We start from the raw sequence: 26794 nt of genomic DNA, 5'->3' as shown, positions 1-26794 counted from the left end.
GACTTGATCCGGGATCCACGGCGGCGCTGAAGTCATGGACCCCGGATCAAGTCCGGCGTGACGCGGAAGGCAATATCCTCCCTGTCGTGCAGCGATGGGAAGGGGAGTGGTGGAGGGGCAGCGACGTCGCGCCATCAGCCCCCTCCGTCAGCGCTTCGCGCTGCCACCTCCCCATGGCTTCGCCACAGGGAGGATCAATGTCGGCAATCGGTCGAAACCGCCCATACCGATCGCCCGCGGCTTAAACGCTCTTCCCCGCATCCAGCGCGTAACCCGCCGAGCGCACGGTACGGATGATGTCGCTGGTGCCCGGCAGGTTGATCGCCTTGCGCAAACGCCGGATATGGACGTCGACCGTGCGCAGTTCGATGTCGCTGTCCTGCCCCCACACGCTGTCGAGCAATTGCCCGCGCGAAAAGACGCGGCCCGGATGCTCCATGAAATGACGCAGCAGGCGGAACTCGGTCGGCCCCATCGCGACGATCTGCCCCGCGCGCACCACCTTGTGTGCGACCGAGTCGAGTTCGATGTCAGCATAGGTCAGCATCTCGCCCGCGAGCGCGGGGCGCAGGCGGCGGAGCACCGCCGACACGCGTGCGACCAGTTCGCGCGGGCTGAACGGCTTGGTGACATAATCGTCGGCGCCGGTCTCGAGCCCGCGAATGCGATCCTCTTCCTCGCCGCGCGCGGTGAGCATGATGATCGGGACGTTCGCCGATTTCGGGTTGCGGCGCAGGCGCCGGCAAACCTCGATGCCGGGCAGGCTTTCGATCATCCAGTCGAGCAAGACGATGTCGGGCACGCGTTCCTCGACCAGGACGAGCGCCTGTTCGCCGTCGGGCGTCTGCCGGACCGAAAAACCTTCGCGTGCGAAATGCCAGACGATGAGCTCGGCGATTGCCTCGTCATCCTCGATGAGCAGCAGGTCGGGCTGCGGCATCAGCCTTGCTCCTGCTCCGCGGCGCCATCTTCGGGCTGTTCGCCGCGCTCGCGTTCCTCCATCCGCTCGCCGGTCACGACATAATAGACCATCTCGGCGATGTTCGTCGCATGGTCGCCCATGCGCTCGAGGTTCTTGGCGACGAACAGCAGGTGCGCGCTTTCCGAAATATATTTCGGATTTTCCATCATGAAGGTGACGAGCGTGCGAAAGATGCTGTTGTAGAAATCGTCGACATTCTTGTCGCGGACGGTGACGCGGATCGCCAGTTCGGCATCGCGCGCGGCGAAGCTGTCGAGCGCATCATGGATCAGTTCGGCGACGATGTTCGACATCGACATCAGCAGCGGGATCGCCTCGATCGCCCGCGTCTGGTCCATCAGCGCGACGCGCTTGGCAATGTTCTTGCCATAGTCGCCGATCCGTTCGACCACCGACACGATTTTCAGTGCCGCGATCATTTCGCGCAGGTCATCGGCCATCGGCGCGCGCAGCGCGATCGTCTGCACCGCCAGCTGTTCGACCTCGGCCTCCAGCGCGTCGATCTTCTTGTCGTCGCGCACCACCTGGGCAGCGAGGTCGAGGTCGCCCTTGTGGAGCGCCGCCATCGCCTGCAGCAGCGCCTGTTCGGCACGGCCGCCCATTTCGCTGATCAGCCCGCGCAGGCGGTTGAGGTCTTCGTCGAAGGCTTTGACCGTATGATCGTTCGTTAGTGCCATCTTCACTGTCCTGTTGCGCTACGGATCAACCGTAACGGCCGGTGATATAGTCCTTGGTGCGTTCTTGCTTCGGGTTGGTGAAGATGTCGGTGGTCTTGCCATATTCGACCAACGTCCCGAGGTGGAAAAAGGCGGTGCGCTGCGACACGCGGGCCGCCTGTTGCATGTTGTGCGTCACGATCACGATAGCATATTTGCCGCGCAGTTCGTGGATCAGCTCCTCGATCTTTGCCGTCGCGATCGGGTCGAGCGCCGAGCAGGGCTCGTCCATCAGGATGACTTCGGGATCGACCGCGATCGCGCGCGCGATGCACAGGCGCTGCTGCTGGCCGCCCGACAAGGCGGTGCCGCTTTCCTGGAGGCGATCCTTGACCTCGTCCCACAGGCCGGCGCGCACCAGCGCGCGTTCGACGATGACATCGAGGTCGGCTTTCGACGGCGCAAGGCCATGGATGCGCGGGCCGTAACCGACATTGTCATAGATCGACTTGGGGAAGGGGTTCGGTTTCTGGAACACCATGCCGACGCGCGCGCGCAGCTGGACGACGTCCATCGACGGCGCATAGATATCCTCGCCGTCGAGTTCGATCCGGCCGGTCACCTTCGCGCTCGCAACCGTGTCGTTCATGCGGTTCAGCGACCGCAGGAAGGTCGACTTGCCGCAGCCCGAGGGGCCGATGAACGCGGTGACGAGGTCGGTGCCGACGTCGATCGACACGTCGTTGATCGCCTGTTTCTCGCCATAGAAGACGTTGACGCCGTGCGCCTTCATCTTCGGGTCGGTAATGGTCAGGTCTTCTTGGGTCATGATCACCAGCGTTTTTCGAATTTGTTGCGAAGATAGATCGCAAAGGCGTTCATCGACAGCAGCACGATAAGCAGCACGATGATCGCGGCGGAGGTTTTCTCGACAAAGCCCCGGTCGACTTCGTCCGACCAGAGGAAGATCTGCATCGGCAGCACGGTCGAGGGCGAGCAGATGCCGCCCGGAACGTCGCCGATAAAGGCGCGCATCCCGACGAGGAGCAGCGGCGCGGTCTCGCCCAGCGCGCGCGCCATGCCGATGATCGTGCCGGTCAGGATGCCGGGCAGGGCGAGCGGCAGGACATGGTGGAACACCACCTGCACGGGACTTGCGCCGACGCCCAGCGCCGCATCGCGGATCGACGGCGGCACCGACTTGATCGCGTTGCGGCTGGCGATCACGATCACCGGCATCGTCATCAGCGCGAGCGTCAGCCCGCCGACGAGCGGGCTCGCCTGGCAAAGCCCGAACCAGTTGATGAACACCGCGAGCGCGAGCAGGCCGAAGATGATCGAGGGCACCGCGGCCAGATTGTTGATCGACACCTCGATCAGGTCGGTCCAGCGGTTCTTCGGCGCATATTCTTCGAGATACAGCGCCGCGAGCACCCCCGTGGGAAAGGCAATCAGGAAGGCGATGAAGATCGTCAGCACCGACCCCTTGAGCGCCCCCCAGATGCCCGCGACCGCCGGATCGGTCGCGTCGGCGTTCTTGAAGAAGGGCCAGTGGATGCCGGTCCCCAGCTTGCCGTCACGCTCCAGCGCATCGACCCGCGCGCCCAGTTCGCCGCGCGCGCCGTCTTTCGCCATGATGTCGACCGCCGAAGACGCCGGCAGTTCGAACACCGTCTTGCCGTTCAGGAGTTCGGGGTCGGCCTTGATCTCGCTGCGCACTTCCTTCCACGCATTCTCCGAAATCAGCTCGGCCCCGCCGTCGCCCAGCGCCTCGTCGGCGGCAAAGGCGACGATGTCGGCCAGCCCCGCATTCGCGATCACCTGATCGGCGTCGGCATCGCCAAGCCGCGACGTGTCGACGGTCAGCGGCGTCGCCTTGAAATCGATCGGCACCGCGACATGCGTATAGGTAAAGCCGCGCGCGCCATTGCCGACCATCACGAACAGCAGGAAGGCGAGGAAGGCGCCCGAGAGCAGCACCGCGCCCAGCCCCATCAGCTTGAAGCGGCGTTCGGCGGCGTAGCGGCCCGCGATGCGCTTCTGCATCACGGCGCCTTTCCAGTCGGTGGGGGCGGTGTCTCTATTCATAAGCTTCGCGATACTTTTTGACGATGCGCAGCGCGACGATGTTGAGCAGCAGCGTGACGATGAACAGCACGAGGCCGAGCGCGAAGGCGGCGAGCGTCTTGGCGCTATCGAACTCCTGATCGCCGGTCAGCAATTTCACGATCTGCGCGGTCACCGTGGTGACGCTGGCGAAGGGGTTGGCGGTCATGTTCGCGGACAGGCCCGCCGCCATCACCACAATCATCGTCTCGCCGATCGCGCGGCTGACCGCGAGCAGGATGCCGCCCATCACGCCGGGCAGCGCGGCGGGGATCAGCACCTGGCGGATCGTCTCGTTCGGCGTTGCGCCCAGTGCGAGGCTGCCGTCGCGCATCGCCTGCGGCACCGCGTTGATGCTGTCGTCGGCCATCGAGGAGACGAAGGGGATGATCATAACGCCCATCACGATACCCGCAGCCAGCGCGCTTTCGGTCGAGGCGTTGGGAATGCCCAGCATCACCGCGAAATTGCGCAGCGCTGGCGCCACCGTCAGCGCGGCGAAATAGCCGTATACGACGGTCGGCACCCCCGCGAGGATCTCGAGGATCGGCTTCACCCAGCGGCGCACCGTCGGCGCGGCATATTGGGTCAGGTAGACCGCGGTCATCATCCCGATCGGGATCGCGACGATCATCGCGATGATCGCCCCGATCAGGACGGTGCCCCAGAACAGCGGGATGCCGCCGAACGTGTCGGGCTGCGGCGCCCCGCTCTGCGGCGCCCATGTCGTTCCGAACAAGAGTTCGGCGGGCGAGACGAGGCGGAAGAAGCGGATCGATTCAAAGAGCAGCGAGAGCACGATGCCAAAGGTCGTCAGGATCGCGACGAGCGACGCGAGCAGCAGGAACGCCATAACGATCCGCTCGACCCGCGTCCGCGCCCGGAAATCGGGTTTGATCCGCGTAAAGGCATAAAGCCCGCCCGCCAGCGCCAGCGCCAGCATCGCGGCGATGCCGATCCACGCATATTTGTGGCTCGCGTCGGCATAGGGCTTCACCAGCGGCGCCGCGGCGGGCAGCCTCACCGCGTCCTGCCGCCCCTGCGCGACCGAACGGGCATCCGACAGGATCGCGCCGCGCTCGAAGCCAAAGCTCGGCAGGCTCTGCGCCGCCTCGCTCGTCAGCACCTGGTTGGTGATCAGCGCGGGCGAGACCGACGACCATACGGCGAGGAACAGTGCGGCGGGCGCGAACAGCCACAGCGCGACATACCAGCCATGATATTGCGGACGCGAATGGAGCTTGGTGCCCGCGCGGCTCGCCAGCAGGTTCGACCGCTGGCGACCGGCCAGCCAGCCGATCAGCGCGAGGCCCGCGATCAAAAGCAAAAGGGCGGCGGCGTTAAAGGTCACATGGTCCTCGTCAAACCATCCCCGTCATTGCGAGGAGCGAAGCGACGAAGCAATCTCCAGCTATCGAAATGGCTGGACGCTTGCTGGAGATTGCTTCGCTTCGCTCGCAATGACGATAAAAAAGACGGTGGCCGGACGGGCGAACCCGCCGCAGCCACCAGCGGGAGGAAACTTACTTCAGCTCGCTGCCGTCCAGCACGGTCATGCCCGTGCCGTTCGCCGCCGCCTTGTCGGCAACATCCTTCGGCGACACGATCAGGCCCTTGGCGGCCAGATAACCGCCTTCGCCCGCGCCCTTCAGGAACTCGGCGACATATTCGGCCAGCCCCGGAACGACGCCGACATGCGCCTTCTTGATATAGATGAACAGCGGGCGCGAACCCGGGTAGCTGCCGTCGGCGATCGCGGCATAGGTCGGCGAAACGCCCTGGATCGGCACCGCCTTGATCTTGTCCTTGTTGGCGTCGAGATAGCTGAAGCCAAAAATGCCAAGGCTGGTCGGGTTCTTGTCGAGCTTCGAGATGATGAGGTTATCATTCTCGCCCTGCTCGACATAATAGGGCGAACCGCGCAGCGTCGTGCAGGTCGCCTCATGCTTGTCCTTGTCGCTGGCCTTCAGCGCCTTCATCTCGGGATTGGCGTCGCAGCCGGTGCCGAGGATCAGTTCCTTGAACGCATCATAGGTGCCGCTGGTCGACGGCGGGCCGAAAACCGAAATCGCGACCGCGGGCAGGGCGGGGTTCACGTCCTTCCACGTCTTCGCGGTGTTCGGCTTGCCATAGGGGTTCGCCGCGAGCGCCTTGTAGACATCTTCTTCGGTCAGCTTGAAGCCGGGGCCGCGCGAAGCCTCGCCCAGCGCGATGCCGTCGATGCCGATCTGGATTTCGACGATGTCCTGGACGCCATTCTTTTGGCAGGTGTCGAACTCCGACTTCTTGATGCGGCGCGAGGCGTTCGAAATGTCCGCGGTGTCGCCGCCGACGCCGGCGCAGAAACGCTCGAAGCCGCCGCCGGTGCCCGTGCTGTCGATCTTCGGCGTCTTGTTACCCGTCGCTTCGGCGAACTTCTCGCCGACCGCGGTGGCAAAGGGATAGACGGTCGACGACCCGACCGCGCTGATATAATCGCGCGCCCCGCCGCCCGAAGACGCCTGATCCTGACACGCGGAAAGCGCGAGCGCGCACGTCGCGGCACCAGCGATACCAAGGGCCTTGAGGGCGAATTTCTGCAGCATGACATAATCCTGTGGTGGGGGTCGTTACCGATCCAAGCCACCACCCCCGCGGCGACTCGCTGAGGGCCATTTGGGGGAGTTGTGTGACGTGTATGTGACAGGGAGTGTCATGGAAGTGTCATTTTGCAGATTTCAAAAAACGGCATTCCAGATCCAGCCAACCGCGTATCTTGCGGCAGTAAATACTAATAGTCCGGCGGTTAAGGCGATTCCCACGGTTGACAGCGGAGCCCGCCTAACGTCAAATCGCTCTGACAGCTTAACCATTTGCCTCGAAACGGGACCCGCTGTCTGGCAAATCGCAAGCCAAACCAAATATAGCCAAAAGAAAATTGAAACCCCAAGGCTTGAGGCAAGCATCGGAGAGAACGGAACGGTGAGCCGATCTAAGTCAGGTTGGGGTTTAGCGGAAAATCCAGATAGTAAGTAGTTTGCGTTGGAATCACCCTGGGTGAAACCTAGAAATCCGTAAAGAGTTTGCATTATTATACTGTCATAAAATAAACTTATATCGTTCATCGGTTCTACGACAGAGTAAGACGCCAATTTGAATCCAAAGTTTTCGTAGAAATTATACAGCGTCCTCTCGAAAGAAGCATAGAACGCATTAAATATTCCAGAGATTTTTAGCAGCGATCCCGAGCTGATTTTTTGAGAAATTTTCAGAATCGGTTTAGAGCATACATCTCTCTTCGGCGGCGTCCACTGAGATGATTTCTTGTTGAGTGTATCGACAATCTCCTGATGATATTCTCCGTACTGCGGTATGCCGCGACGAGTGGAGATTTCTCTTGCTAAAAGTGCAACTGTCTGCGGAGGAGCGCGAAAGAACGCTTCAAAATTTTTTGGATCGTCGCCACATATAAACGTGACTTTGCTTTCGACTTCCACTCCCTCGGGCATCAAATCCAAAAATTGATTTGTATAATCGTTCAGCGCTGCGTTCGCCAGTTTCTCATCTTTTTGCGCTGTCGCATTAGATAAGAGGATCGGCCATCCAAGATCGGTTTTGCTAGAGAGATTGGAGGCAACGGAGTATTCTGTCAGATACTTTAGCTGTGCGGTGTCTATATATTCGTTACGCTCAAGATTGACCATCGGTGTCAGAGAAATTATTGAAAGGTAAGCGATAAGTCTGGTCAAAGAAAAAATGAAAACAAATATTGAAAGGCTTATTATAGAATCTGAAATTGCAAGCCCCGTTGAAACTGTCCATCCTTTGTTGTTATCAAGGGTTCTAAGAAATACTCTTGTCTGAGCGTAACTTATTATATCTCCTATTAAGCATCCCACTAGAAATAGTAGAAATAAAGCAATTGTATTTAAATTTGGAGATTTATCAAATATAGAGATCATTAAAAAATCGCTCGTTACGTAAGCGTATACATAAGAAAATACAAGAGAAGCTACCGATAAAATTATTGATACAGATATAGATCTTTTTGATAGAAGATTTTTACCGAATATTTTGTCAAGTTTTTCGCTGCCTTTGTAGGCGTTGTTTGACATATCTTTGATAGATGGGGATATGGCTGCGCCAATATTCGCTTTGACGCTAGGTTTCAGAGCAAAATCTAATGCCGCGGCGACAGCAATTATTAGTCCGATAACTCCTAGTATATCTAGCATGTGTTTGCCCCCAATTGTGTGAAGTTAGTGCAGTTTGGGAAGGGGAGCAAGAATGGCACGCCGGAGAGTTGTGCTGGCGAGTCTCATGTGTTCACTCCGCAGAATTGAAGAATGAGTCCATGATCCTCATCACCGGCCACGTCATCCTCACCCCCGAGCATCGCGAGCGCATGATCGCGCTCGGTGCCGGGCATAGCGCGCGGTCGCGCGGCGAGGCGGGGTGTCTGGGGCATCGCTGCCATGTCGATGTCGAGCAGCCCGATCGTCTCGTCTTTATCGAGGAGTGGGCGGATATCGCCGCGGTGCGCGCCCATTTCGCGCTGCCCGCCTCCGCCGCCTTCGTCACCGAAATGCGCGCCCTCTCGCCGCAGCCGCCGGTGATCCGCATCTATGCTGCTCAGGATATCACCGCGAAGCTGATGGGGTGATATGCCCCTCGCGCTTGCGGGACGGGCTTTTCCGCACCCCGTCGCCCCGGACCTGATCCGGGGTCCATCGACGTCGCGGCAATGGATGCCGGATCGAGACCGGCATGACCACAGGTCGGGCTTCCGCAAAAAAAACCGCTGTCCTACATTATCGCGCCGTGCCAGCGTCGCCGCCGCTCTTTCGCATAGTCGGCTTCCTCACACCGTTTTTCGTCCGCGCTCCGTGCGGCGGGTATCATTCTACCCGAGGGGAGCGTGAACTTTGTAAACTTTGGAATATTGTTGCGCGGGCGGGCCCCCGCGCGGGCTTGATGGGCGTCGCGGGATCGTGAGGGCAGGGTGATTGGCCGCGGATCGCACCGGGCACGACAACAGCTTGATTGCGGGGGCATATGAGCGGGTTCGAATTCATCTTTTCGCTGTTCGGGCTGATCCTCGGCCCCGCGCTCGCCGAGGGGCTGGGCGGGCTGGCGAAGGCGCTGAAGGCGAGCCACAAGGTGCGGATCGGCTGGCGCGCGCCTTCGCGCAAATCGCCGGAATATTGACAAGAACCTGCGACTGGTGCTGACTTGCCGCCTACGGGGAAGGGGGTTTTCATGATCGATCATCGCGGGGTTTCGGGCGGGGAAGGGGCGCCGCGCGGCAGCTCCCTTCGCCCATATGACCCATCCGGACCGTGGCAGGGGCTGATCTTCATCGCGCCGGTCGCGGGGCTGGTCGCCGCGCTGTGGGCGGCCCGGCTGCTTGCCCTCTCGGCGATCGCGACCATCGCGGTCACGGTGGCGCTGCTCGGCGGCGCGCTGCTCGCGGGTGGCGCGCGGGTCGACTGGCTGGCGCTGCTGCGCCGGACGCTGATCGGCTGGGGCCTGTTCCTGCTCGTCGCGTTTGCGGTCGGATATGGCGCGTGGACCCTTGCGGAGGCGGGCGGCCCCGACCTGATCCCGGCGCGCGAGACGCTGTTTTCAGAGGTCGGGGGGATATGGAACCCCGCCATGTCGGCTATCGCGCTGCCGCTGGTGGCGGGGGTCGCGGCCGCGACATGGTGGCTGCACGCGCGCCTCCCCGCGACGCCGTTCCCGGTGCCCGTGCGTTGCGCCGCGATCATATTGATTCTGCTCGCCGCGCCCGTCGCGGGCGCCTGGCTCGCGCGCACCTTGCTGGCCCTGGCCTGATCGGCGCTGCGCGCGCCGCGCCCGATGCGCGGTGCCGGCGAAAAAGCGCGGTGCTGCCACACCGGCCACACCGGCTCGATCCGCTGTTGCCGATGGGGCGTCGATCGAGTTCCCCTCCCGCCTGCGGGAGGGGTTAGGAAAGGGCATGTTTGGGCGCGGGACGGCGACGGACGCTCCCAACCCCTCGCTGAAGGGAGGCGTTTTCGGCCCTACTTCCCCAAGAGCGGCGCCAGATACTGGCCGGTGAAGCTGCGCTTCTCCTTCACCACCTGTTCGGGCGTGCCCGCGGCGACGATCTCGCCGCCCTTGACCCCGCCCTCGGGGCCGAGGTCGAGGATATAGTCGGCGGTCTTGATGACATCCAGATTATGCTCGATCACCACGACGCTGTTGCCCTGGTCGACAAGCTGTTGCAGCACTTCGAGCAGCTTGCGCACATCCTCGAAATGCAGCCCGGTGGTCGGCTCGTCGAGGATATAGAGCGTCTGCCCGGTCGAGCGGCGCGACAATTCCTTGGCCAGCTTGACGCGCTGCGCCTCGCCCCCCGACAGCGTCGTCGCCTGCTGCCCGACCTTGATGTACCCCAAGCCCACGCGCACCAGCATCGCCATCTTCTCGCGGATCGAGGGCACCGCCTTGAAGAATTCGGCCGCATCCTCGACCGTCATGTCGAGCACGTCGGCGATGCTGTGGCCCTTGAACTTCACCTCGAGCGTTTCGCGGTTGTAGCGTTTGCCGTGGCACGTCTCGCACGTCACATAGACGTCGGGCAGGAAGTGCATCTCGATCTTGATCAGCCCGTCGCCGGTGCAGGTCTCGCATCGCCCGCCCTTGACGTTGAAGCTGAAGCGCCCCGGCTTGTACCCGCGCGCCTGGCTTTCGGGCAGCCCCGCGAACCAGTCGCGGATGATCGTGAAGGCGCCGGTGTATGTCGCGGGGTTCGATCGCGGGGTGCGGCCGATCGGCGACTGGTCGATGTCGATCACCTTGTCGCAATGCTCCAGCCCCTTCAGGCTGTCGTGCGGCCCCGCGATCATCCGCGCGCCGTTGAGCACGCGCGCCGCGCTGGCATAGAGCGTGTCGATGATCAGGCTCGACTTGCCGCTGCCCGACAGGCCGGTGACGCAGGTGAAGGTGCCGAGCGGGATCTTTGCAGTGACATTCTGGAGGTTGTTCGCGCGCGCACCCTTGAGCACGAGGTCGAAGCCATTGCCCTTGCGGCGGTGCTTGGGCACCTCGATCTTCTTCGCGCCGGTCAGATACGCCGCGGTCAGGCTGTTCTTGTTGGCGAGCACTTCTTCGAGCGTGCCCTCGGCGACGATCTCGCCGCCGTGGAGGCCCGCGCCGGGGCCCATGTCGACGACATAATCGGCGTGGCGGATCGCATCCTCGTCATGCTCGACGACGATCACGGTGTTGCCGAGGTCGCGAAGGCGCTTCAATGTCGCGAGCAGCCGGTCGTTGTCGCGCTGGTGGAGGCCGATGCTCGGCTCGTCGAGGACGTAGAGCACGCCCGACAGGCCGCTGCCGATCTGGCTGGCGAGACGGATGCGCTGGCTCTCGCCGCCGCTCAATGTGCCGCTGGTGCGGTTGAGGTTGAGGTAATCGAGCCCGACATTGTTGAGGAAGCCGAGCCGTTCGTTGATCTCTTTCAGGATCGCCTTGGCGATCTGGCGCTGCGTGTCATTGAGCTTTTCGTCGAGCGTGCTGAACCAGCCGAGCGCGTCGGCGACGCTGCGCTGCGCCGACATGCTGATATTCTCGCCCGCGATCTTCACCGCGAGCGGTTCGGGGCGCAGGCGCGCGCCGTGGCACGTCTCGCACGGGTGCGGCGCCTGATATTTGCTCAGCTCCTCGCGCATCCACGCGCTTTCGGTCTGGAGCAGGCGGCGGTTGAGGTTGCCGATCACACCCTCGAACGCCTTGTGCGTCGTGTAACTGCGCTTGCCATCCTTGAAGGTCAGCTCGACGGGTTTGCCGCCGCTGCCATAGAGGATCACGAGCTGCACTTCGCCGGGCAATTCCTGCCACGGCGTCGTCAGGTCGAATCCATAGGCTTTGCCCAGGCTTTCGAGCACCTGCATATAATAAGGCGAGGGCGGGTTCGATTTGGCCCACGGCACGATCGCGCCCTTCTTCAGGGACAGCGCATGGTTGGGCACGACCAGGTCGGGGTCGAACTCCTGCCGCTCGCCGAGCCCGTCACACGCCGGGCACGCACCCTGCGGCGCGTTGAAGCTGAACAGCCGCGGTTCTATCTCGGCGATCGTGAATCCGCTGACCGGGCAGGCGAATTTCTCGGAGAAGATCAGGCGGTTCGGGGGGATGCCCGCGCCCTTCATCGCGCCGCCGGTATCTTCTTCCTCGCGCCCCGGCACCGGGCCGTCGGCGAGGTCGACATAGGCGAGCCCTTCGGCCAGCTTCAACGCGGTCTCGAAGCTGTCGGCGAGCCGCGTTTCGAGGCCTTCACGGACGGCAACGCGGTCGACGACCACCTCGATGTCATGCTTGTATTTCTTGTCGAGCGCCGGCGCCTCGCCGATCTCGTAGAATTCGCCGTCGATGCGGACGCGCGTGAACCCGTCCTTCTGCCACTGCGCCAGTTCCTTCTTATACTCGCCCTTGCGGCCGCGCACGACGGGGGCGAGCAGATAGGCGCGGGTGCCCTCGGGCAACGCCATCACGCGGTCGACCATGTCGGTAACCGTCTGCGCGCTGATCGGCTTGCCCGTCGTCGGCGAATAGGGAATGCCGACGCGCGCCCAGAGCAGGCGCATATAGTCGTAGATCTCGGTCACCGTCGCGACGGTCGAGCGCGGGTTGCGGCTCGTCGTCTTCTGCTCGATGCTGATCGCCGGCGAGAGGCCGTCGATATGCTCGACATCGGGCTTTTGCATCATCTCGAGGAACTGGCGCGCATAGGCCGACAGGCTCTCGACATAGCGCCGTTGGCCTTCGGCATAGATGGTGTCGAAGGCGAGCGAGGATTTGCCCGATCCCGACAGGCCGGTGATGACGATCAGCGCATCGCGCGGCAGGTCGACGTCGACGCCCTTCAAATTGTGCTCGCGCGCGCCGCGCACCGAAATATGGGTAAGACTCATGGGAGGGATTTGTTCCAGATTTGTTCTAGGGGCGCAAGAGCGGTTCGCGCCTGTTCACAGCATAAATAGGCGGTCGGGTGCGCGGCCGCAATGCGGTCGCTTTCCACCAACCCCACAAAGACTTCGACCAGCGTCGGGTCACTCGCTTGACCCTCTGGCGCGACAGGCGGACAAGAATGATCATGCGCGCCGTCTCGACCCGGCGGCGCCGGGGAACGGGAGACTGGGGATATGAATAGTTTCACTTCGAGCGTCGCGGGACTTGCGATCGCGGCGGCGCTGATTGCGGCGCCGGCCTTGGCGAAAGATGTCAGTCCGGGAATGGCACCCATCGCGCCGAGCGGAGACGCGGGTGCGGGAGGTGCTTCGCCGGACGGTTCGCTGAAGGCGCTGACGTTCGGAAAATGGGGCGTCGACCTGGGCGCGCGCGACATGTCGGTGAAGCCGGGGGACGATTTCGACAAATATGCGAACGGTGACTGGTTCGCCCGAACCGAGATTCCGGCGGATCAGGCGTCGGCGGGGGTCGGCTATGACGTCTATAATCTGACCCAGCGCCAGCTCCGCCAGCTTGTTACGAGCGCGCCGGCGACGAGTCAGGTCGGCGGTCTCTATCAGAGCTTCATGGACGAGGCGCGGGTCGAGGCATTGGGCACCAAGCCGTTGATGGCTGACGTGGCCGCAGTCACCGCGATCAAAGATAAAAAAGCAATGGCGCGCTTCATGGGCGGCACGCAGGGCACCTTCGGTTCGACGATTGTCAGCGGTGGGCCCTATGCTGACACCGCCGATCCGACGGTCAATGTCCTGTGGCTGGGGCAAGCGGGGCTGGGGCTTCCCGAGCGCGATTATTATCTGAGCGACAGCTTCAAACCGCAGCGTGACGCCTATCGCGCCTATATCGCCCGCATGATGAAGATGGTGGGCAACGCCGACCCCGAAAAGGCGGCCGACGCGATCATGGCGTTCGAAATCGAGATCGCGAAGGTCAGCTGGGCAATCGCCGACCGCCGCGACATCGGCAAGATCAACAATCCGATGTCTTCGGAGGAACTCGCCGCCTACGCGCCGGGGCTCGACTGGTCCGCCTGGTTCGCAGGGGCGGGTATCGCGCCGCAAAAGCGGATCATCGTCAACGAAAAGACGGCGGTTCGCGATATCGCCGCGCTTTATGCCAGGACGCCGCTCGACACGATCAAGCTGTGGCAGCAGTTCCACGTCGCCGACAATGCCGCGCCCTATCTCGACAAGGCGTTCGTCGACAGCCGTTTCGAATATACGAAGGCGCTCAGCGGCGTGGGCGAGCTGCGCCCACGTTGGAAGCGCGGCCTGACGCTGGTGGACGGCAGCCTCGGCGAATTGGTCGGCGAGACCTATTCAAGCCAATATTTTCCGGCGAGCGCCAAGGCGAAGATGGAAGTGCTCGTCGCGAATTTGAAACTGGCTATGGGCGATCGCATTCGAGCCAACAGCTGGATGGCACCGGCCACCAAAGAGGCCGCTTTGGCGAAACTTGCCAAAATGGAAGTGATGGTGGGCTATCCCGACAAATGGCGCGACTATTCGGCGCTGAAGATCGATCCCGCCGATCTCTATGGCAATGTCAAACGCAGTTCGGCCTTCGAATATGCCTATGCGCTGTCGGACCTGAACCAGCCCGTCGATCGCAAGAAATGGGCGATGAACCCGCAAGAAGTGAACGCATACAACGGCGGTCTGGAGAACAAGATCGTGTTTCCGGCTGGCATCCTGCAGGCGCCCTATTTCAGCGAAAGCGTCGACGATGCGGTCAATTACGGCGCGGTCGGCGCGGTTATCGGCCACGAGATAACGCATGGTTTCGACGATCAGGGCCGCAAGATCGATGCCGAGGGCGCGGTGCGCGACTGGTGGACGCCCGAGGACGCGGCGCGTTTCGATGCGCAGGCCAAGGCATTCGGCGCGCAATATGCGACATATGAGGCCGCGCCCGGCGCCTTTATCAATCCCGACCTGACGATGGGAGAGAATATCGCCGACCTTGCCGGGCTTGAGGTCGCCTATGATGCCTATCACCGCTCGCTGAACGGCAAGGAGGCCCCGGTGATCGACGGGCTGACCGGCGATCAGCGTTTCTTCCTCGCCTTTGCGCAGGCGTGGCGCGACAAGGCGCGCGAGGATGCGATCAAGCAGCAGGTGGCGAGCGACCCGCACAGTCCCGCGCGCTGGCGCATCATCGGGCCGGTGCGCAACGTCGACGCGTGGTACAAGGCGTTCGGCGTCGAGGCGGGGGCCAAATATTACCTGGCGCCCGAGGCACGCACGAAGATCTGGTAGCCCTGAGACCGCTTTCTCAGGATTGGGCGGGGGCGGCCTCGCGCCGTCCCCGCACGGCCATTACGGTGAGCGACAGCGCCGCTCCGACGATGATGAACAACGCCGGAAAGCCGCCGAGCACCGACATCATCCGGATGCCGTCGATGCCCGACGCGGCAACCAGGATGGTCGCCACGAGCCCGACTGCAACGCCCCAGACGATCTTGATCGCCAGCGGTGCTTCGGGGGTTTCGGGCGAAATACCATGCGTCGACAGCGCGCTCATTGCCGAGACGTTGCTGTCGGCAGCGGTAACATAGGAAAGGAAGATCGCGCCGATCAGCAGCGCGAGCACCGGCGAACCCCCGCCGAGCTGGCTGAACAGGCGATAGAGCAGGGGGTCGGGGCCGACGCTGGTGAGCACGGCATAGAGTTCTCCGCCCGATCCCTGGTCGAGCGCGATTGTCGTGCCGGCGATAACGACCATCCACACCGCGCCGAACAACGCCGGGAGCAAGAGATTGAACAGAATGAAGGCGCGCACGGTATAGCCGACCGCCAGCCGGCCGAGGAAGAGCGCGGTGACCGGCGCCCAGGCGAACCAGTTTCCCCAGTTGAAGATCGTCCATTGCCGGTGCCAATCGGGATCGACATCTGCGCCGAGGCTGCGCGGCAGGAAGGTGACGGCATAGTCGGCGGCGCCGACAAGCCCCAGCGTGAGGAGCCGTCCGGTGGGCGCCGCCAAAAGCACGAACAACAGGATCGCCAAGAACAGCCAGACATTCAGGAGCGAAAGGCGGGTTATGCCGCGCTGGAGTCCGAGGGCGGCGGAGCCGACGAACGTCGCCACGATCGTTCCTGCGATCGCCCACCGAAGCGGGTCGCCGCCGCGAAATCCACCGAGCCCTTCGATCCCGCCCGCGAGTGCGAGCACGCCGGCGCCGAGCGAGGCCGCCATTCCTGCGACGAGCGCGTAGAGGCAGAGGATGTCGATGCCCGTCCCGACGGGGCCGTGCGCGCGCTGTCCGATCAGGGGGACGAAGAGCGATGACAGGCTGAAGGGTTCGCGGCGGTTGTAATAGACGAGCGCGAAGGCGAGTCCGGCAACGGTATAGATGGCATAGGGCGTCAGCGTCCAATGCAGGAACATCGTTGACATCGCGAAGGTCGCGGCGGCGTCGCTGCCGGGTTCGAGCCCCAGCATAGCGGGGGGATCGTTGAGGTGGAACAGCGGCTCGGCCGCGCCCCAGAAGAGAATGCCGGTCGCGATGGTCGTGCAGAGCGTCACCGCGAACCAGCGCCAGCGCGAAAGGATGGGGATGGCGCCGGTCTCACCGATGACCCGCCCGCCGAGCGGCGAGAGCGCGATACAGGCGAGAAGCGCCAGAAAGCCGATCCCGGCCCAGGCGAAGAGCGGCGAGAAGTTGCCGAGGATCCAGTCGTTGACCGTTGTCTCGGCCGCGACAACCGCCGGTCCCTGCCACAGGCTGAGGCCGACGGCGGCGAGAAGCACCGCCAGCGGCGTGAAAAATACCGGGCGATTGAGCGGATGTTTCAAGAATGTTGGCAAATGATCGGCCGATCGGACAAGGGATGCGCCTAGGGTCGGGGCCGTAGCATGGCGATTGCTCCATCGGAGGTCAAATCGGGCGGGAACGGTCCCACGGGCCAAGCGTTCGACCGCCGATACGGATGATTTGAAGGAGGACTTCGATGACCAGGATGATTTGGGCGGCGAGCGCCGCATTCGCGCTGATTTCTTCGGCCCAGGCCATGGCTTGGCAGACGCCCGAGGCCGCGCCTGCGGCCGCACGAACGGTAGCCCCTGTTGCCGAAGAGACAGCGCCCGACGGCACGACGCCCGAGGAACGCGCGAATACGGCGCGCCTCAATGCCGAACAGGCGGCTCGCGCCAGCACCGACAACACCATTTATACGCAGGAAGTGTCGGCCGCGCAGCAGCAGATCGCGCATGACCAACAGGTTTATGCCGAAGAAACCGCGGCCTATGAAGCCGAAAAGGCGCGCGTGGCCGCGATGTCGGCCGAAGAGCGGATGAAATGGGAGGCCGATGTCGCCGCGTGCAAGGCGGGCGACACGACGCGCTGCGCGCCCCAGGCACCCGTGCCGCCCAAGTAAGGCCGACGGCTTCCTGATCCGCATCCCCGAGGCTCGCTCGGTGATGCGGATGATTTTGACGACAGGTTTTCACTATTCTGCGGGCGGCCAGTCGAATCCTGCCTCAGGCGGTACATCACCGTCCACGGCAGGCGGGATCATCTTCGCGTCTTCGGCCGGGACCGTCCCGACCTTTGGGCTAGGGTCGGGGAAGCGGCCGCCATATCGGTAACTGTCGTCGGCCGGTTCGGCGGGCAGCGGCGCGTCGATATCGACCGCCCCCAATTCGCGAAAGGCGCCGTCCATCATCCGCCCGTCGCGTTCGGCGCGCAGCCTTGCCGCGACGCCATAGCTGTCGGGGCAGGAGATGCAGGCGGCGGCGGTTTCGCCCTGAGGCACGCGGGCTTCGGGATTGGCACTGTGCCGTGAATAAGAGGTCGTAAGGGGCGCGCGCGGCGCCGCCAGCGGTTCGGCGATCATTTCGCCCAGCAGCAATCCGGCAAGCGCACCCGCGAGTGCCAGAAGCAATACGCGTACGAGCCATTCGCCGCCGGATCGACTCGGTGTGAAAGATAATTTCCTCGTCACAGTCCGATTTGGCCACGGCCGTGTGTCCGATGCAAGCCTTGCGCCACGATATTACCCCTCCGCCGACCATTCGTCGACGGATGGACGCCCTTCGTCCGTAAATCGAGCCGCCGTTCGCGCCGATCGATCCAAAGATGATTCCCGCGACGTCCAAGGGGTATCAACCGTGTTGCGGGATATCGGAAGACGGTCTCCCCGGTCCGCCGACCGGTATCCCGCATCCCTTGTAGAGAGGACTCCCCCATGGCGAAATTTTTCCTGATGCTGCTGACTGTGCCGCTGGCGACGGCCGGCGTCGCGGCCCCCGCCTTCGCGCAAGACGTTACGCGGAGCATTGCCGTGTCCTATGACGATCTCAACCTGTCGAGCGAGCGCGGTCGCGAACGACTGACGACCCGCGTCAAGATGGCCGTTCGCAAGGTCTGCGGATTGCCGGGCCGTGCGACGCTGCGCGAGCGCGCCGCCGAAAACGCGTGCAAGGTGCAGGCGATGAGCGACGCCGAAACCAAGCTCGCGGCCCTGTTCAACGGCGGCGGCACGCGCCTCGCCGACCAGGGCGCGATGGTCGTCGCCGCGCCCTGACCAACCCGGCTGTATGTTGATCCCAAAAAGTGGTCATGCCCTGGCGGCATGGCCGCTTTTTTTGGTGGGGTAAGACTTTAGACGTGCATGATCGCCTTGACGTCATGGAGATAGGTGCGTCCGATACGATGGACGCCACCCTCGCCAAGGTCGACGCTCCACGCCCCGTCGCCATGATGCTTCAATCCGACAATGCCTTCGCGGCGGATCATCTTTGACCGGTGGATGCGCATGAACTGGTCGGGGTTCATCCGTGCTTCCAGCGATTTGATCGTCTGGTGAATGAGCCAACTGCGGCCGCCGACGTGCAGGCGCATATAGTCGCGTTCGGCCTCGATCAGATCGACCTGGCCGGCGTCGATTCGCAGCATCTCGCCGCGGTTTTGGACCCAGAATTCGTTGATCCACTTGCTTTTTTGCGCCGGCGCCCGCTCGGTCGAGCGCCATTCGCGGACGCGGGAGAGCGCGCGGGCGAGGCGGTCGGGCGACACGGGCTTGAGCAGATAGTCGACCGCGGCGACGTCGAACGCCGCGACCGCATAACGGTCGAAGGCGGTGACGAAGACGATCGCGGGCGGATTGTCCATGCCCTCGATCGCGGCGGCGACCTCCAGCCCGTTGAGATCGGGCATCGCGATGTCGCAGAGCACCAGGTCGGGTGCGAGCGCATCGACCATGCGCAGCGCCGAGGCGCCGTCGCTGGCGGTGCCGACGAGCGAAATGCCGTCCTGTTGCCCGGCGAGGATTTGCAGGCGCTCGATCGCCAGCGGTTCGTCATCGACGATCAGGGTGCGCAAGGTCTGGATCATGACGTCAACAAGCCTCCCGTGCCAGCGGCAGCCAGAGCGAAACGACAAAGCCGCCACTATCCGATTTGCCCCATTCGCAGCCCGCAGTGGGGCCATAGCGCGTCAGCAGGCGTTCGCGAACATTGCCGAGCCCGAGCCCAGTACCCGAAGCGGGGACGGGCGCCTTGGGGTCGATGTCGTTCTCGACGCGCACTATGAGCAGACCATATTCGGCACTGGCGTCGAGGCGAATCGCGATTCGGCCCTTGCTGGGCGAAACACCATATTTGATCGCATTTTCGATGATCGGCTGCAGGATCAGCACCGGCACGCAGGCGTTTTTCAACTCGTCGGGCATCGTCACCTCGACCTGGAGCCGGTCGGGAAAGCGCGTCTGTTCGATATCGAGATAGAGACGCTGGAGCGCGATCTCCTCGTCGAGGCTGACGAGTTGTTCGGGATCGACCGCAAGGCTTGAGCGGAGGAAGGACGAGAGGTTCATGATCATCGTCTCGGCCTCGCTCTTCGACCCCTTCAGCACCAGCGTCGATAGCGAATTGAGCGTGTTGAACAGGAAATGCGGATTGACCTGATAATGCAAGGCACGGAGCTGCGCGGTCTGCGCCTCCATGCGGAAATGATTGGCGCGCCGTTCGACCGCCCGCATTTCATTGGCGTAGCCGAAGGCGACATAGAGCGCGGCCCAGACCGCGAAAAAGAAATACCAGCGGATCGAACTGTCGAGGATCAACACCATTTCCCACGCCACTGGGAATTTCGATTGCACTTCCTCTATGATCTTTGCCGTGTCGGGCGCGGGGAACCAATAGAAGAAGACGAGCAGGTTGATCGTCGCATAGACGACGACCAGCGGGATCGCGGCGCCCATCGCGGCGGCAAGGCGTGCGCCGAAGCTTTGCGGCTGGGCGCGCTGGAGCAACTGGTAGAGGACGAAGGTGCACAATATTCCCGCGACGACGACGATCGCGCGGCGGCCCGCATAAGACCATTGTTCGGGCGCGCCGGTCAGCATGGCGAGGCCGGTGGTGATCAGGAAATAGATCAGCCACATGGCAATGATCGACCCGATCGCGACGCGCGGATTGACGCGCGCGTCGGATGCGCGCCAGTCGGGCGCGGCGGCCAGCATTTTCGCGCGCTGGTCGCGCAGCGCGTCTTTGCGGTTTGTCACATTCATTGACATGACTTTAGCGGCAAAAGCCGGTCGCTGGCTAGCGGGCGCCGGGCCGCCAGTCGAAGCGGCGCGCGCCTTGGTCGAAAGCCGGCGACTTAGCCGCCCCCGGACCGAGGCAATGCCCGGCGCCAGCCGCCACGCTTGTATATGGCCCATGCCATCGCCAGCGAGGAGAGCGACGACAGCGGGAAGCTCCACCAGAGGATGTCGCTGCCGACCGCGGGATAGCCGAAATAATAGATGCCGAGGCGGATCGGGAACATCGACAGGAACAGGATGACGAGCGGCGGCACGACCGAGCCGTTGGCGCGCAAGGTGCTGATGAGCACGATCGTCGTGCCGAAGGGCAGGAAAGTCCAGGTCGCGATCAGCTGGATATTGCGCGCAACGTCGATCGCCGGGCTTTCGCCGCCGAGGAACAGCGCGAGCGCGGCACGGTCGAACGCCAGGAGGAGCGCGATGAGCACGCCGGTCATCGCGAGGTTGATCGCGATGCCGCTGTTCGTCACCGAGGATACGCGGTCCCAGCGCCCGGCGCCGATATTCTGCGCCGCCATCGAACTGACCGCCGCGCCGACCGCGAGCGCGGGCATCTGGATATAGTTCCAGAGCTGCAATGTCGCGCCATAGGCTGCGGCGGTGACGAGCCCCTCGCGGTTGACGAGCCCGACCATCACGAGTCCGGCGCCCGAGATGACGAGCATCTGCGCGCCCATCGGCAGGCCGCGCCCGATGATGAAGCGCAGCTCGCTCCATTTGGGAAGAAGGTATGACAGTTCGCGGCCGCGCAGGCGGAGAACATGGTTCTTCGCGTAGAACCAGCCGATCATGCCCGCGAGGCTGATCGTCCCGGCGAGCGCAGTCGCGAGCGCGCTGCCCGCGATCCCCAGGCGCGGGAAGGGGCCGAGGCCGAGGATCAGCACGGGGTTGAAGACGATGTCGAGCACGACCGCGAGGATCATGAAGCGGAGCGGCGTCACGGCATCGCCCGCGCCGCGCGAGGCCATCATCAGCGTCACCGATAGCATCGACGCGGGAACCGCGAGGAAGGTGACGCGGAGATAATCATGCGCGAGCCCGAAGGCTTCGGGCGGGGTCTCGAGCCAACGCAATATCTGGTCCGACGCGAACCAGCCGACAATCGCGATGACGATCGAAAAGATCAGCGCAAGGCCGATCACGCCGCCGGTCGCGCGCCGCGCAGCGTCGATATCGCCGCGCCCGATCGACTGCCCAATCAACACCGTGGCCGCCATGCCGAAGCCGAAGAAGGCGCCGAACATCAGAAACATGATGATATTGGCGTTGGCGGTCGCGGCGAGCGCGCCCTCGCCGAGGAATTGCCCGACCCAGATCGAGTTCACCGATCCCGACAGCGTCTGGAGAATGTTCGACGCGAGCGTCGGCAGCGCGAAGAGGATCAGCGTCTTGGTGATCGGCCCCTGGGTCAGGTCCATCCGCCCGGCGCCGCGCGCGGTCTGGCGCGGCGGGACCGGGCTGGCAGCCGGGTCCGCCGCCGCCGCGACCGGCGTCGGCGTGACGGGGACCTCTTCGTTCACCCCAGCCGCGCCAGTGCGGCGGTCAGGCGGTCGGCTTCGGCTTCCTTGGCGGCGTGGTCGACGCGCGCCTTTTCGACCGCTTCGGGCTTGGCGCGTTCGACGAAGGACGCGTTGTTCAGGCGGCCGGCGAGGCCATCGCGTTCTTTCGTCGCGGCGGCGAGCGCCTTGGTCAGCCGGTCGCGTTCGGAGGCGATGTCGATGACGCCCTCGAGCGGCACGGTGATCGTCTCGCCCTCGACGACGAGCTGCGCCGCGGCGCCCGCGGGGGCGAGGTCGAAGCTGACCGTCTCAAGACGTGCGAGGCGGTCGAGCTGCGCGGCGAGCTTGTCGGTGCGGCGCTTGAGCGACACCGGGAAATGCGCGGTCAGGCGCGCGCCCGGCGGCAGACCAAGCTCGGCCTTGGCAGTCCGCAATTCGCTGACGAGCTTGATCAGCCAGTCGATGTCGGCGCTGGCGTCGGCATCGTGCGCGGCGTTCGGCGTGGGCCATTTGGCGGTGATCAGCGGATAGTCGGCGCGATCGCCAAGCCCGGTCCACAGCTCTTCCGTGATGAACGGCATGAACGGGTGGAGCATGACGAGGATCTGGTCGAGCACCCAGCCCGCGACCGCCTTCGTCTCGTCGTCGATCGACCCTTTGATCAGTTCGAGATACCAGTCGCAGAAACGGTCCCACGCGAAGCTGTAGATCGCATTCGCGGCCTCGTCGAAACGATAGGCGGCGAAGGCACTTTCCATCGCGGCGACGGTCGCGGCGACCTCGCCGATGATCCAGCGGTTGACCGGGAGCGTCGCGGCGGGCGCCTCGAAGCTGGTCGAGGCCGAAATGCCGTTGGCTTCGCAGAAACGCGCGGCGTTCCACAGCTTGGTCGCGAAGTTGCGATAGCCGGCGAGGCGGGCGTCATCCATCTTGATGTCGCGGCCCTGGCTTTCCATCGCCGACATGAAAAAGCGCAGCGCGTCGGCGCCGTACTGGTCGATCAGCCCGAGCGGGTCGACGACATTGCCCTTCGACTTCGACATCTTCGCGCCGTCGGGCGCGCGGACGAGGCCGTGGAGGTAGAGCGTCTTCCACGGCACGTCGCCCATGAACTCCATCCCCTGCATCGCCATGCGGGCATCCCAGAAGAAGAGGATGTCGAAGCCGGAGATGAGCACGTCATTGGGGTAATGGCGCTTCAGCAGTTCGCTATTCTCGGGCCAGCCGAGCGTTGCGAAGGGCCAGAGGGCGGAGGAGAACCAGGTGTCGAGGACGTCCTCGTCGCGGGTCAGGGCGACACCGGCGCCCGCTTCGGCTTGCGCCTCTTCCTCGGTTTCAGCGACAAAGATGCGGCCGTCCTCGGCGTACCACGCCGGAATCCGGTGCCCCCACCACAGCTGACGCGAGACGCACCAGGGCTGGATATTTTCCATCCAGTTGAAGAAGGTCTTTTCCCACGTCTTGGGGACGATGTTGATGCGCCCGTCGCGCACCGCCTGAATCGGCGGCTGCGCCAGCGTCTTGGCGTCGACATACCATTGGTCGGTCAGCATCGGCTCGATCACGACGCCGCCACGGTCGCCGAACGGCTGCATGATCAGCTTGTCCTCGACCTTGACCATCAGCCCTTCGGCATCGATGTCGGCGACGACGCGCCCCCGCGCTTCATAACGATCGAGCCCGCGATATTCTTCGGGAACGAGGTTGAGCGCGTCGATTTCGGCCGGGGTCGCGGTCGCGCCCCTGGCGATTTCGACCGCGCGCGCGGCGGCTTCGGCGTAGGGTGGACCATCGGCGCGCATCGCGGCGACTTCGTCCATCAGGCGATACATCGGAATGCCGTTGCGTTGCGCGACGCCATAGTCGTTTTCGTCATGCGCGCCGGTGATCTTGACCGCGCCCGACCCGAAATGCGGATCGGGATATTCGTCGGTGATGATCGGGATCAGGCGGCGATGTTCCTTGGGCCCGACGGGGATTTCGCAATATTTGCCCACGATAGGCCGATAGCGCTCGTCGTCGGGATGCACCGCAACGGCGCCGTCGCCGAGCATCGTTTCGGGGCGCGTCGTCGCGATCGAAATATAGTCGCGCTCTTCCTCGAACAAGACATTGCCGTCGGCGTCGCGCTCGACATAGGTGTAGGTTTCGCCATCCGCGAGCGGATATTTGAAATGCCACATATGGCCCGGCACTTCGTGCGATTCGACTTCGAGGTCGGAGATCGCGGTCTTGAGCGCGGGATCCCAGTTCACCAGGCGCTTGTCGCGGTAGATCAGACCCTTCTTGTGGAGGTCGACGAATACCTTGACCACCGCACGCGTGAAATGCGGATCCATCGTGAACTGCTCGCGCGACCAGTCCATCGAGCAGCCGAGACGGCGGAGCTGGCGGGTAATCTGGCCGCCGCTGGTCGCCTTCCATTCCCAGACCTTGTCGACGAACTCGTCGCGCGTGAAGTCGGTGCGCTTTTGCTGGCGTTCGTTGAGCTGGCGCTCGACAACCATCTGCGTCGCGATGCCGGCATGGTCCATCCCGACGATCCAGAGGGCATCCTTGCCGCGCAGCCGCTCGTAGCGGACGAGCACGTCCTGCAGCGTATTGTCGAGCGCATGGCCGATATGCAGCGCGCCGGTGACGTTCGGCGGCGGGTTGACGATCGTGAAGGGTGTCGCGTCGGGGCGCGCGGGACGGAAGAGTCCACGGCTTTCCCATTCATGGGCCCATTTCGCCTCGATAGCGGCGGGATCGAATGTTTTTTCCATCGGCATAGCCGGGCGCCTTTGCCAGTCGGGGGCGAAGGCGGCAAGGGGGGAACGAACCCATCCTCGTCATGCCGGACTTGATCCGGCATCCATTCCTGCGGCGAGGAAATGGACCCCGGATCAAGTCCGGGGTGACGATATAGGGAGAGGTGGGCTTACTTCTTTAAATGGCTGCCCATCCAGTTGAACACTGTCTGGTGCCACTGGACGCTGTTCGCGCCCTTCAGGACCCAATGATTCTCGTCGGGGAAGACGAGCAGCTCTGACGGAACGCCGCGGCGCTGGAGCGCGGTGAAGGCGGCGAGGCCCTGACTGTAGGGGATGCGGAAATCCTTTTCGCCGGTGATCACCAGCATCGGGGTCTTCCACTTCGCGACATGATTGACCGGGTTCCACTTTTCGGGGTCGGTGCGTTCCCACCACGGGCCGCCATGATCCCATTCGTCGAACCACAATTCCTCGGTCTCGAACGCCATCGCGCGCAGGTCGAACACGCCGTCGTGCTGGACGAGGCATTTGAAGCCGTCGGTCCACTGGCCCGCGATCCAGTTCATCATATAGCCGCCATAGGAGGCGCCGAGCGCGCAGGCGTTGGTGAGGTCGAGCTGCGCATCCTGCTTGCCGGCGGCGGCGAAGCCGAGCTTAAGATCCTCGAGCGGTTTGCCGCCCCAATCCTTGTTGATGCTGTCGGTGAAGGCCTGACCATAGCCGGTCGAGCCGTGGAAATCGACGGTGACGACGCCGTAACCCTGCTCGGCGAAAAGGCGCGGGTTCCAGCGCGTCGACCAGCTGTTGCCAAAGCTGCCCTGCGGCCCGCCATGGACGATGAAGGCGACCGGCAGCTTGCCCGTGCTGTTGGCGGGCTTCAGGATCATGCCCCACACCTTGTCGCCATTCGCCCCGGCGAACTGGATCTTTTCGAGCTTCACCGGATCGAATTCGGCGAGCGCCGCTGCGTTGACGTTGGTGAGCTGGCCGACCTTGCCCTTGGCATCGCGGACGAAGAGATCGGTGGGCAGGAGCGCGCTGTTGCGCGAATAGAGCAAAGCGCCACCGGGGAGCGGGGTGACGTCGCCGACATTGCCCTCGACCGCTTCCGGTGACGCCTTCAGCCGCTCAACCTTGCCCGTCGTGGCATCGACGCGGAACACCGGATGTTCGAGCGTGTCCTGCGCGGTGATATAGAGCGACTTGCCGTCGGGCGCCCAGGCGATCGAGCCGACAGAGCGATCCCATGCGTCGGTGAGCTTCTTCGTCTCGCCGCTTTCGAGGTTGCGCAGCATCAGAACGAGCCGGTCGGCCTCGTAGCCGGGCCGCGCCATCGCGGCATAAGCCAGCCATTTGCCGTCGGGCGAGGGGGTGGGGAGGGTGTCGGTCGCCTGATTGTCCTGCGTCAGGTTCACCGGCATCATCCGGCTGTCGACAAGCCAGCTGTAGATATCGAGGTTGGTCGACATCGGTTCGTTGCGGTCGGCCTTGCGCAGCGTGAAAAAAACGGTGCGGCTGTCAGCGCCCCAGGCGAGTTCCTCGCCGCCGCCGAAGGGTTTGGAGGGAGTGTCGCCGATCAGGCCTGCGTCGGCCGGACGCGCGGCGATCGCCTTGCCGCCTTCGAGGTTGAAAACGAAGGGGCGGCTATAGGTGCCGGGGGTTTCCCAATGATCCCAGTGGCGCACGAAACCCGCGCCATCCTTGTAGAGACGGCCGGTGCCGGGACCGGGAAGCGCGCCCTTGTCCTTCGCCTCACAGCCGAAGTCGGTGCATTCCTTCGGAATGTCGCCCCATGCGAGCAGCTTTGATCCGTCTGGCGCAATCTTGAAACCCGCGACATCGGCCCTGGTATCGGTGACCTGCGTCGCGGCGCCGCCCGTCTTCGGATCGATACGCCACACCTGATCCTTGCCCGACGCGTTCGAGAGGAAATAGAGGAGGCCGTCATTGTCGAAGGCGGGGGAGGTTTCATTCTTGGCCGCGGTGTCGGCGATCGGCGTCGGTTTCGCGCCCTTTGCATTGCGGTCGACGAGCCAGAGCCCGGTCGATCGCTTGTAGGTTCCGCCCTCGGTCTCGGTCATCTGGAAGACGACCCAGCGCCCGTCGGGCGACGCGGTCGGCGCGGAGACGCGTTTCAAGATTGCTAGGTCCACCTCGGTCATCGGGCGGGCCAGGGCGGGGGAGGAAAGGGCGGCGGTGAGCGCGATCGCGCTGGTGAGGAGCATGTTACGCATGGCGGGGGTTTAACGTCGCGGCGAGCCGGTTCAAGAGCCTA

The 26794-nt window shown here is 63.6% G+C and carries 21 protein-coding genes; 6 read left to right on the top strand and 15 right to left on the bottom strand.

The window, feature by feature from the left end:
* Positions 1 to 241: 241 nt before the first annotated feature.
* From phoB to VSX79_RS09950, 7 genes are all read right to left on the bottom strand, one after another.
* Positions 242 to 940, bottom strand: coding sequence for a phosphate regulon transcriptional regulator PhoB (gene phoB / locus VSX79_RS09980; RefSeq protein WP_179495809.1), 699 nt, complete (start codon positions 938 to 940; stop codon positions 242 to 244).
* The gene (gene phoU, locus VSX79_RS09975) at positions 940 to 1659 is read right to left on the bottom strand and encodes a phosphate signaling complex protein PhoU (RefSeq protein ID WP_179495811.1); all 720 of its coding nucleotides are present in this window, start codon (positions 1657 to 1659) and stop codon (positions 940 to 942) included. The genes phoB and phoU overlap by 1 nt, the downstream gene beginning before the upstream one ends.
* A 25-nt stretch (positions 1660 to 1684) precedes the next feature.
* Positions 1685 to 2467 carry a phosphate ABC transporter ATP-binding protein PstB gene (pstB, locus tag VSX79_RS09970; protein WP_179495813.1) on the bottom strand — a complete coding sequence of 261 codons (783 nt, stop codon included), beginning with the start codon at positions 2465 to 2467 and terminating at the stop codon, positions 1685 to 1687.
* Positions 2468 to 2469: 2 nt separating this feature from the next.
* Positions 2470 to 3726 carry a phosphate ABC transporter permease PstA gene (pstA, locus tag VSX79_RS09965; protein WP_326913272.1) on the bottom strand — a complete coding sequence of 419 codons (1257 nt, stop codon included), beginning with the start codon at positions 3724 to 3726 and terminating at the stop codon, positions 2470 to 2472.
* Positions 3719 to 5035, bottom strand: a complete 1317-nt coding sequence (gene pstC, locus VSX79_RS09960) for a phosphate ABC transporter permease subunit PstC (RefSeq protein WP_407697282.1) — start codon at positions 5033 to 5035, stop codon at positions 3719 to 3721. Before pstC ends, pstA begins: the two co-directional genes overlap by 8 nt.
* Before the next feature lie 232 nt (positions 5036 to 5267).
* Positions 5268 to 6329, bottom strand: coding sequence for a substrate-binding domain-containing protein (locus tag VSX79_RS09955; RefSeq protein ID WP_326913270.1), 1062 nt, complete (start codon positions 6327 to 6329; stop codon positions 5268 to 5270).
* Positions 6330 to 6461: 132 nt separating this feature from the next.
* Positions 6462 to 7958 (bottom strand): hypothetical protein, encoded by a 1497-nt coding sequence (locus VSX79_RS09950; protein WP_326913269.1) that lies wholly within the window; start codon positions 7956 to 7958, stop codon positions 6462 to 6464.
* 119 nt (positions 7959 to 8077) lie between these two features.
* Between VSX79_RS09950 and VSX79_RS09945 the strand changes: the two genes are divergently transcribed.
* From VSX79_RS09945 to VSX79_RS09935, 3 genes are all read left to right on the top strand, one after another.
* Positions 8078 to 8386 (top strand): putative quinol monooxygenase, encoded by a 309-nt coding sequence (locus VSX79_RS09945; protein WP_326913268.1) that lies wholly within the window; start codon positions 8078 to 8080, stop codon positions 8384 to 8386.
* A gap of 392 nt (positions 8387 to 8778) precedes the next feature.
* Complete coding sequence (locus VSX79_RS09940; protein ID WP_326913267.1) at positions 8779 to 8931, top strand: hypothetical protein; 153 nt, start codon at positions 8779 to 8781, stop codon at positions 8929 to 8931.
* A 51-nt stretch (positions 8932 to 8982) separates the two neighbouring features.
* Entirely contained in the window at positions 8983 to 9558 is a 576-nt protein-coding gene (locus VSX79_RS09935; RefSeq protein WP_326913266.1) for a hypothetical protein, read from the top strand.
* A gap of 209 nt (positions 9559 to 9767) precedes the next feature.
* Here VSX79_RS09935 and uvrA read toward each other — a convergent pair whose 3' ends face one another.
* Positions 9768 to 12662 (bottom strand): excinuclease ABC subunit UvrA, encoded by a 2895-nt coding sequence (gene uvrA, locus VSX79_RS09930; RefSeq protein WP_326913265.1) that lies wholly within the window; start codon positions 12660 to 12662, stop codon positions 9768 to 9770.
* A 231-nt stretch (positions 12663 to 12893) separates the two neighbouring features.
* Here uvrA and VSX79_RS09925 point away from each other — a divergent pair, with 231 nt between their 5' ends.
* Entirely contained in the window at positions 12894 to 14978 is a 2085-nt protein-coding gene (locus VSX79_RS09925) for a M13 family metallopeptidase (protein ID WP_326913264.1), read from the top strand.
* Positions 14979 to 14994: 16 nt separating this feature from the next.
* Here VSX79_RS09925 and VSX79_RS09920 read toward each other — a convergent pair whose 3' ends face one another.
* Positions 14995 to 16515 (bottom strand): BCCT family transporter, encoded by a 1521-nt coding sequence (locus VSX79_RS09920; protein WP_326913263.1) that lies wholly within the window; start codon positions 16513 to 16515, stop codon positions 14995 to 14997.
* A gap of 155 nt (positions 16516 to 16670) precedes the next feature.
* On the opposite strand from VSX79_RS09920, the gene VSX79_RS09915 reads away from it, so the two are divergent.
* Positions 16671 to 17096, top strand: coding sequence for a hypothetical protein (locus VSX79_RS09915; protein ID WP_179495832.1), 426 nt, complete (start codon positions 16671 to 16673; stop codon positions 17094 to 17096).
* A 72-nt stretch (positions 17097 to 17168) separates the two neighbouring features.
* On the opposite strand, the gene VSX79_RS09910 is transcribed toward VSX79_RS09915, so the two are convergent.
* Entirely contained in the window at positions 17169 to 17603 is a 435-nt protein-coding gene (locus VSX79_RS09910) for a hypothetical protein (protein ID WP_326913262.1), read from the bottom strand.
* A gap of 303 nt (positions 17604 to 17906) precedes the next feature.
* Here VSX79_RS09910 and VSX79_RS09905 point away from each other — a divergent pair, with 303 nt between their 5' ends.
* On the top strand, positions 17907 to 18245 hold the full coding sequence (locus VSX79_RS09905) for a UrcA family protein (protein ID WP_326913261.1): 339 nt from the start codon (positions 17907 to 17909) through the stop codon (positions 18243 to 18245).
* Between the two features lie 77 nt (positions 18246 to 18322).
* Here the strand turns inward: VSX79_RS09905 and VSX79_RS09900 are convergent, their stop codons facing one another.
* The 5 genes from VSX79_RS09900 to VSX79_RS09880 all read right to left on the bottom strand — a co-directional run bounded on the left by VSX79_RS09900 (position 18323) and on the right by VSX79_RS09880 (position 26753).
* Complete coding sequence (locus tag VSX79_RS09900) at positions 18323 to 19054, bottom strand: LytR/AlgR family response regulator transcription factor (RefSeq protein ID WP_326913260.1); 732 nt, start codon at positions 19052 to 19054, stop codon at positions 18323 to 18325.
* 4 nt (positions 19055 to 19058) lie between these two features.
* Positions 19059 to 20231 carry a sensor histidine kinase gene (locus tag VSX79_RS09895; RefSeq protein WP_179495840.1) on the bottom strand — a complete coding sequence of 391 codons (1173 nt, stop codon included), beginning with the start codon at positions 20229 to 20231 and terminating at the stop codon, positions 19059 to 19061.
* A gap of 92 nt (positions 20232 to 20323) precedes the next feature.
* The gene (locus VSX79_RS09890) at positions 20324 to 21685 is read right to left on the bottom strand and encodes an MATE family efflux transporter (RefSeq protein WP_407697281.1); all 1362 of its coding nucleotides are present in this window, start codon (positions 21683 to 21685) and stop codon (positions 20324 to 20326) included.
* Positions 21686 to 21783: 98 nt separating this feature from the next.
* Entirely contained in the window at positions 21784 to 24537 is a 2754-nt protein-coding gene (locus VSX79_RS09885; RefSeq protein ID WP_179495851.1) for a valine--tRNA ligase, read from the bottom strand.
* Between the two features lie 149 nt (positions 24538 to 24686).
* Entirely contained in the window at positions 24687 to 26753 is a 2067-nt protein-coding gene (locus VSX79_RS09880) for a S9 family peptidase (RefSeq protein WP_326913258.1), read from the bottom strand.
* Positions 26754 to 26794 lie beyond the last annotated feature (41 nt).

It is taken from the genome of Sphingopyxis chilensis, from assembly GCF_035930445.1.
Taxonomy (GTDB): Bacteria; Pseudomonadota; Alphaproteobacteria; order Sphingomonadales; family Sphingomonadaceae; genus Sphingopyxis; species Sphingopyxis chilensis.
The sequence above is the reverse complement of the archived record's forward strand: the minus strand, read 5'-3'. Positions and strand labels throughout refer to the sequence as shown.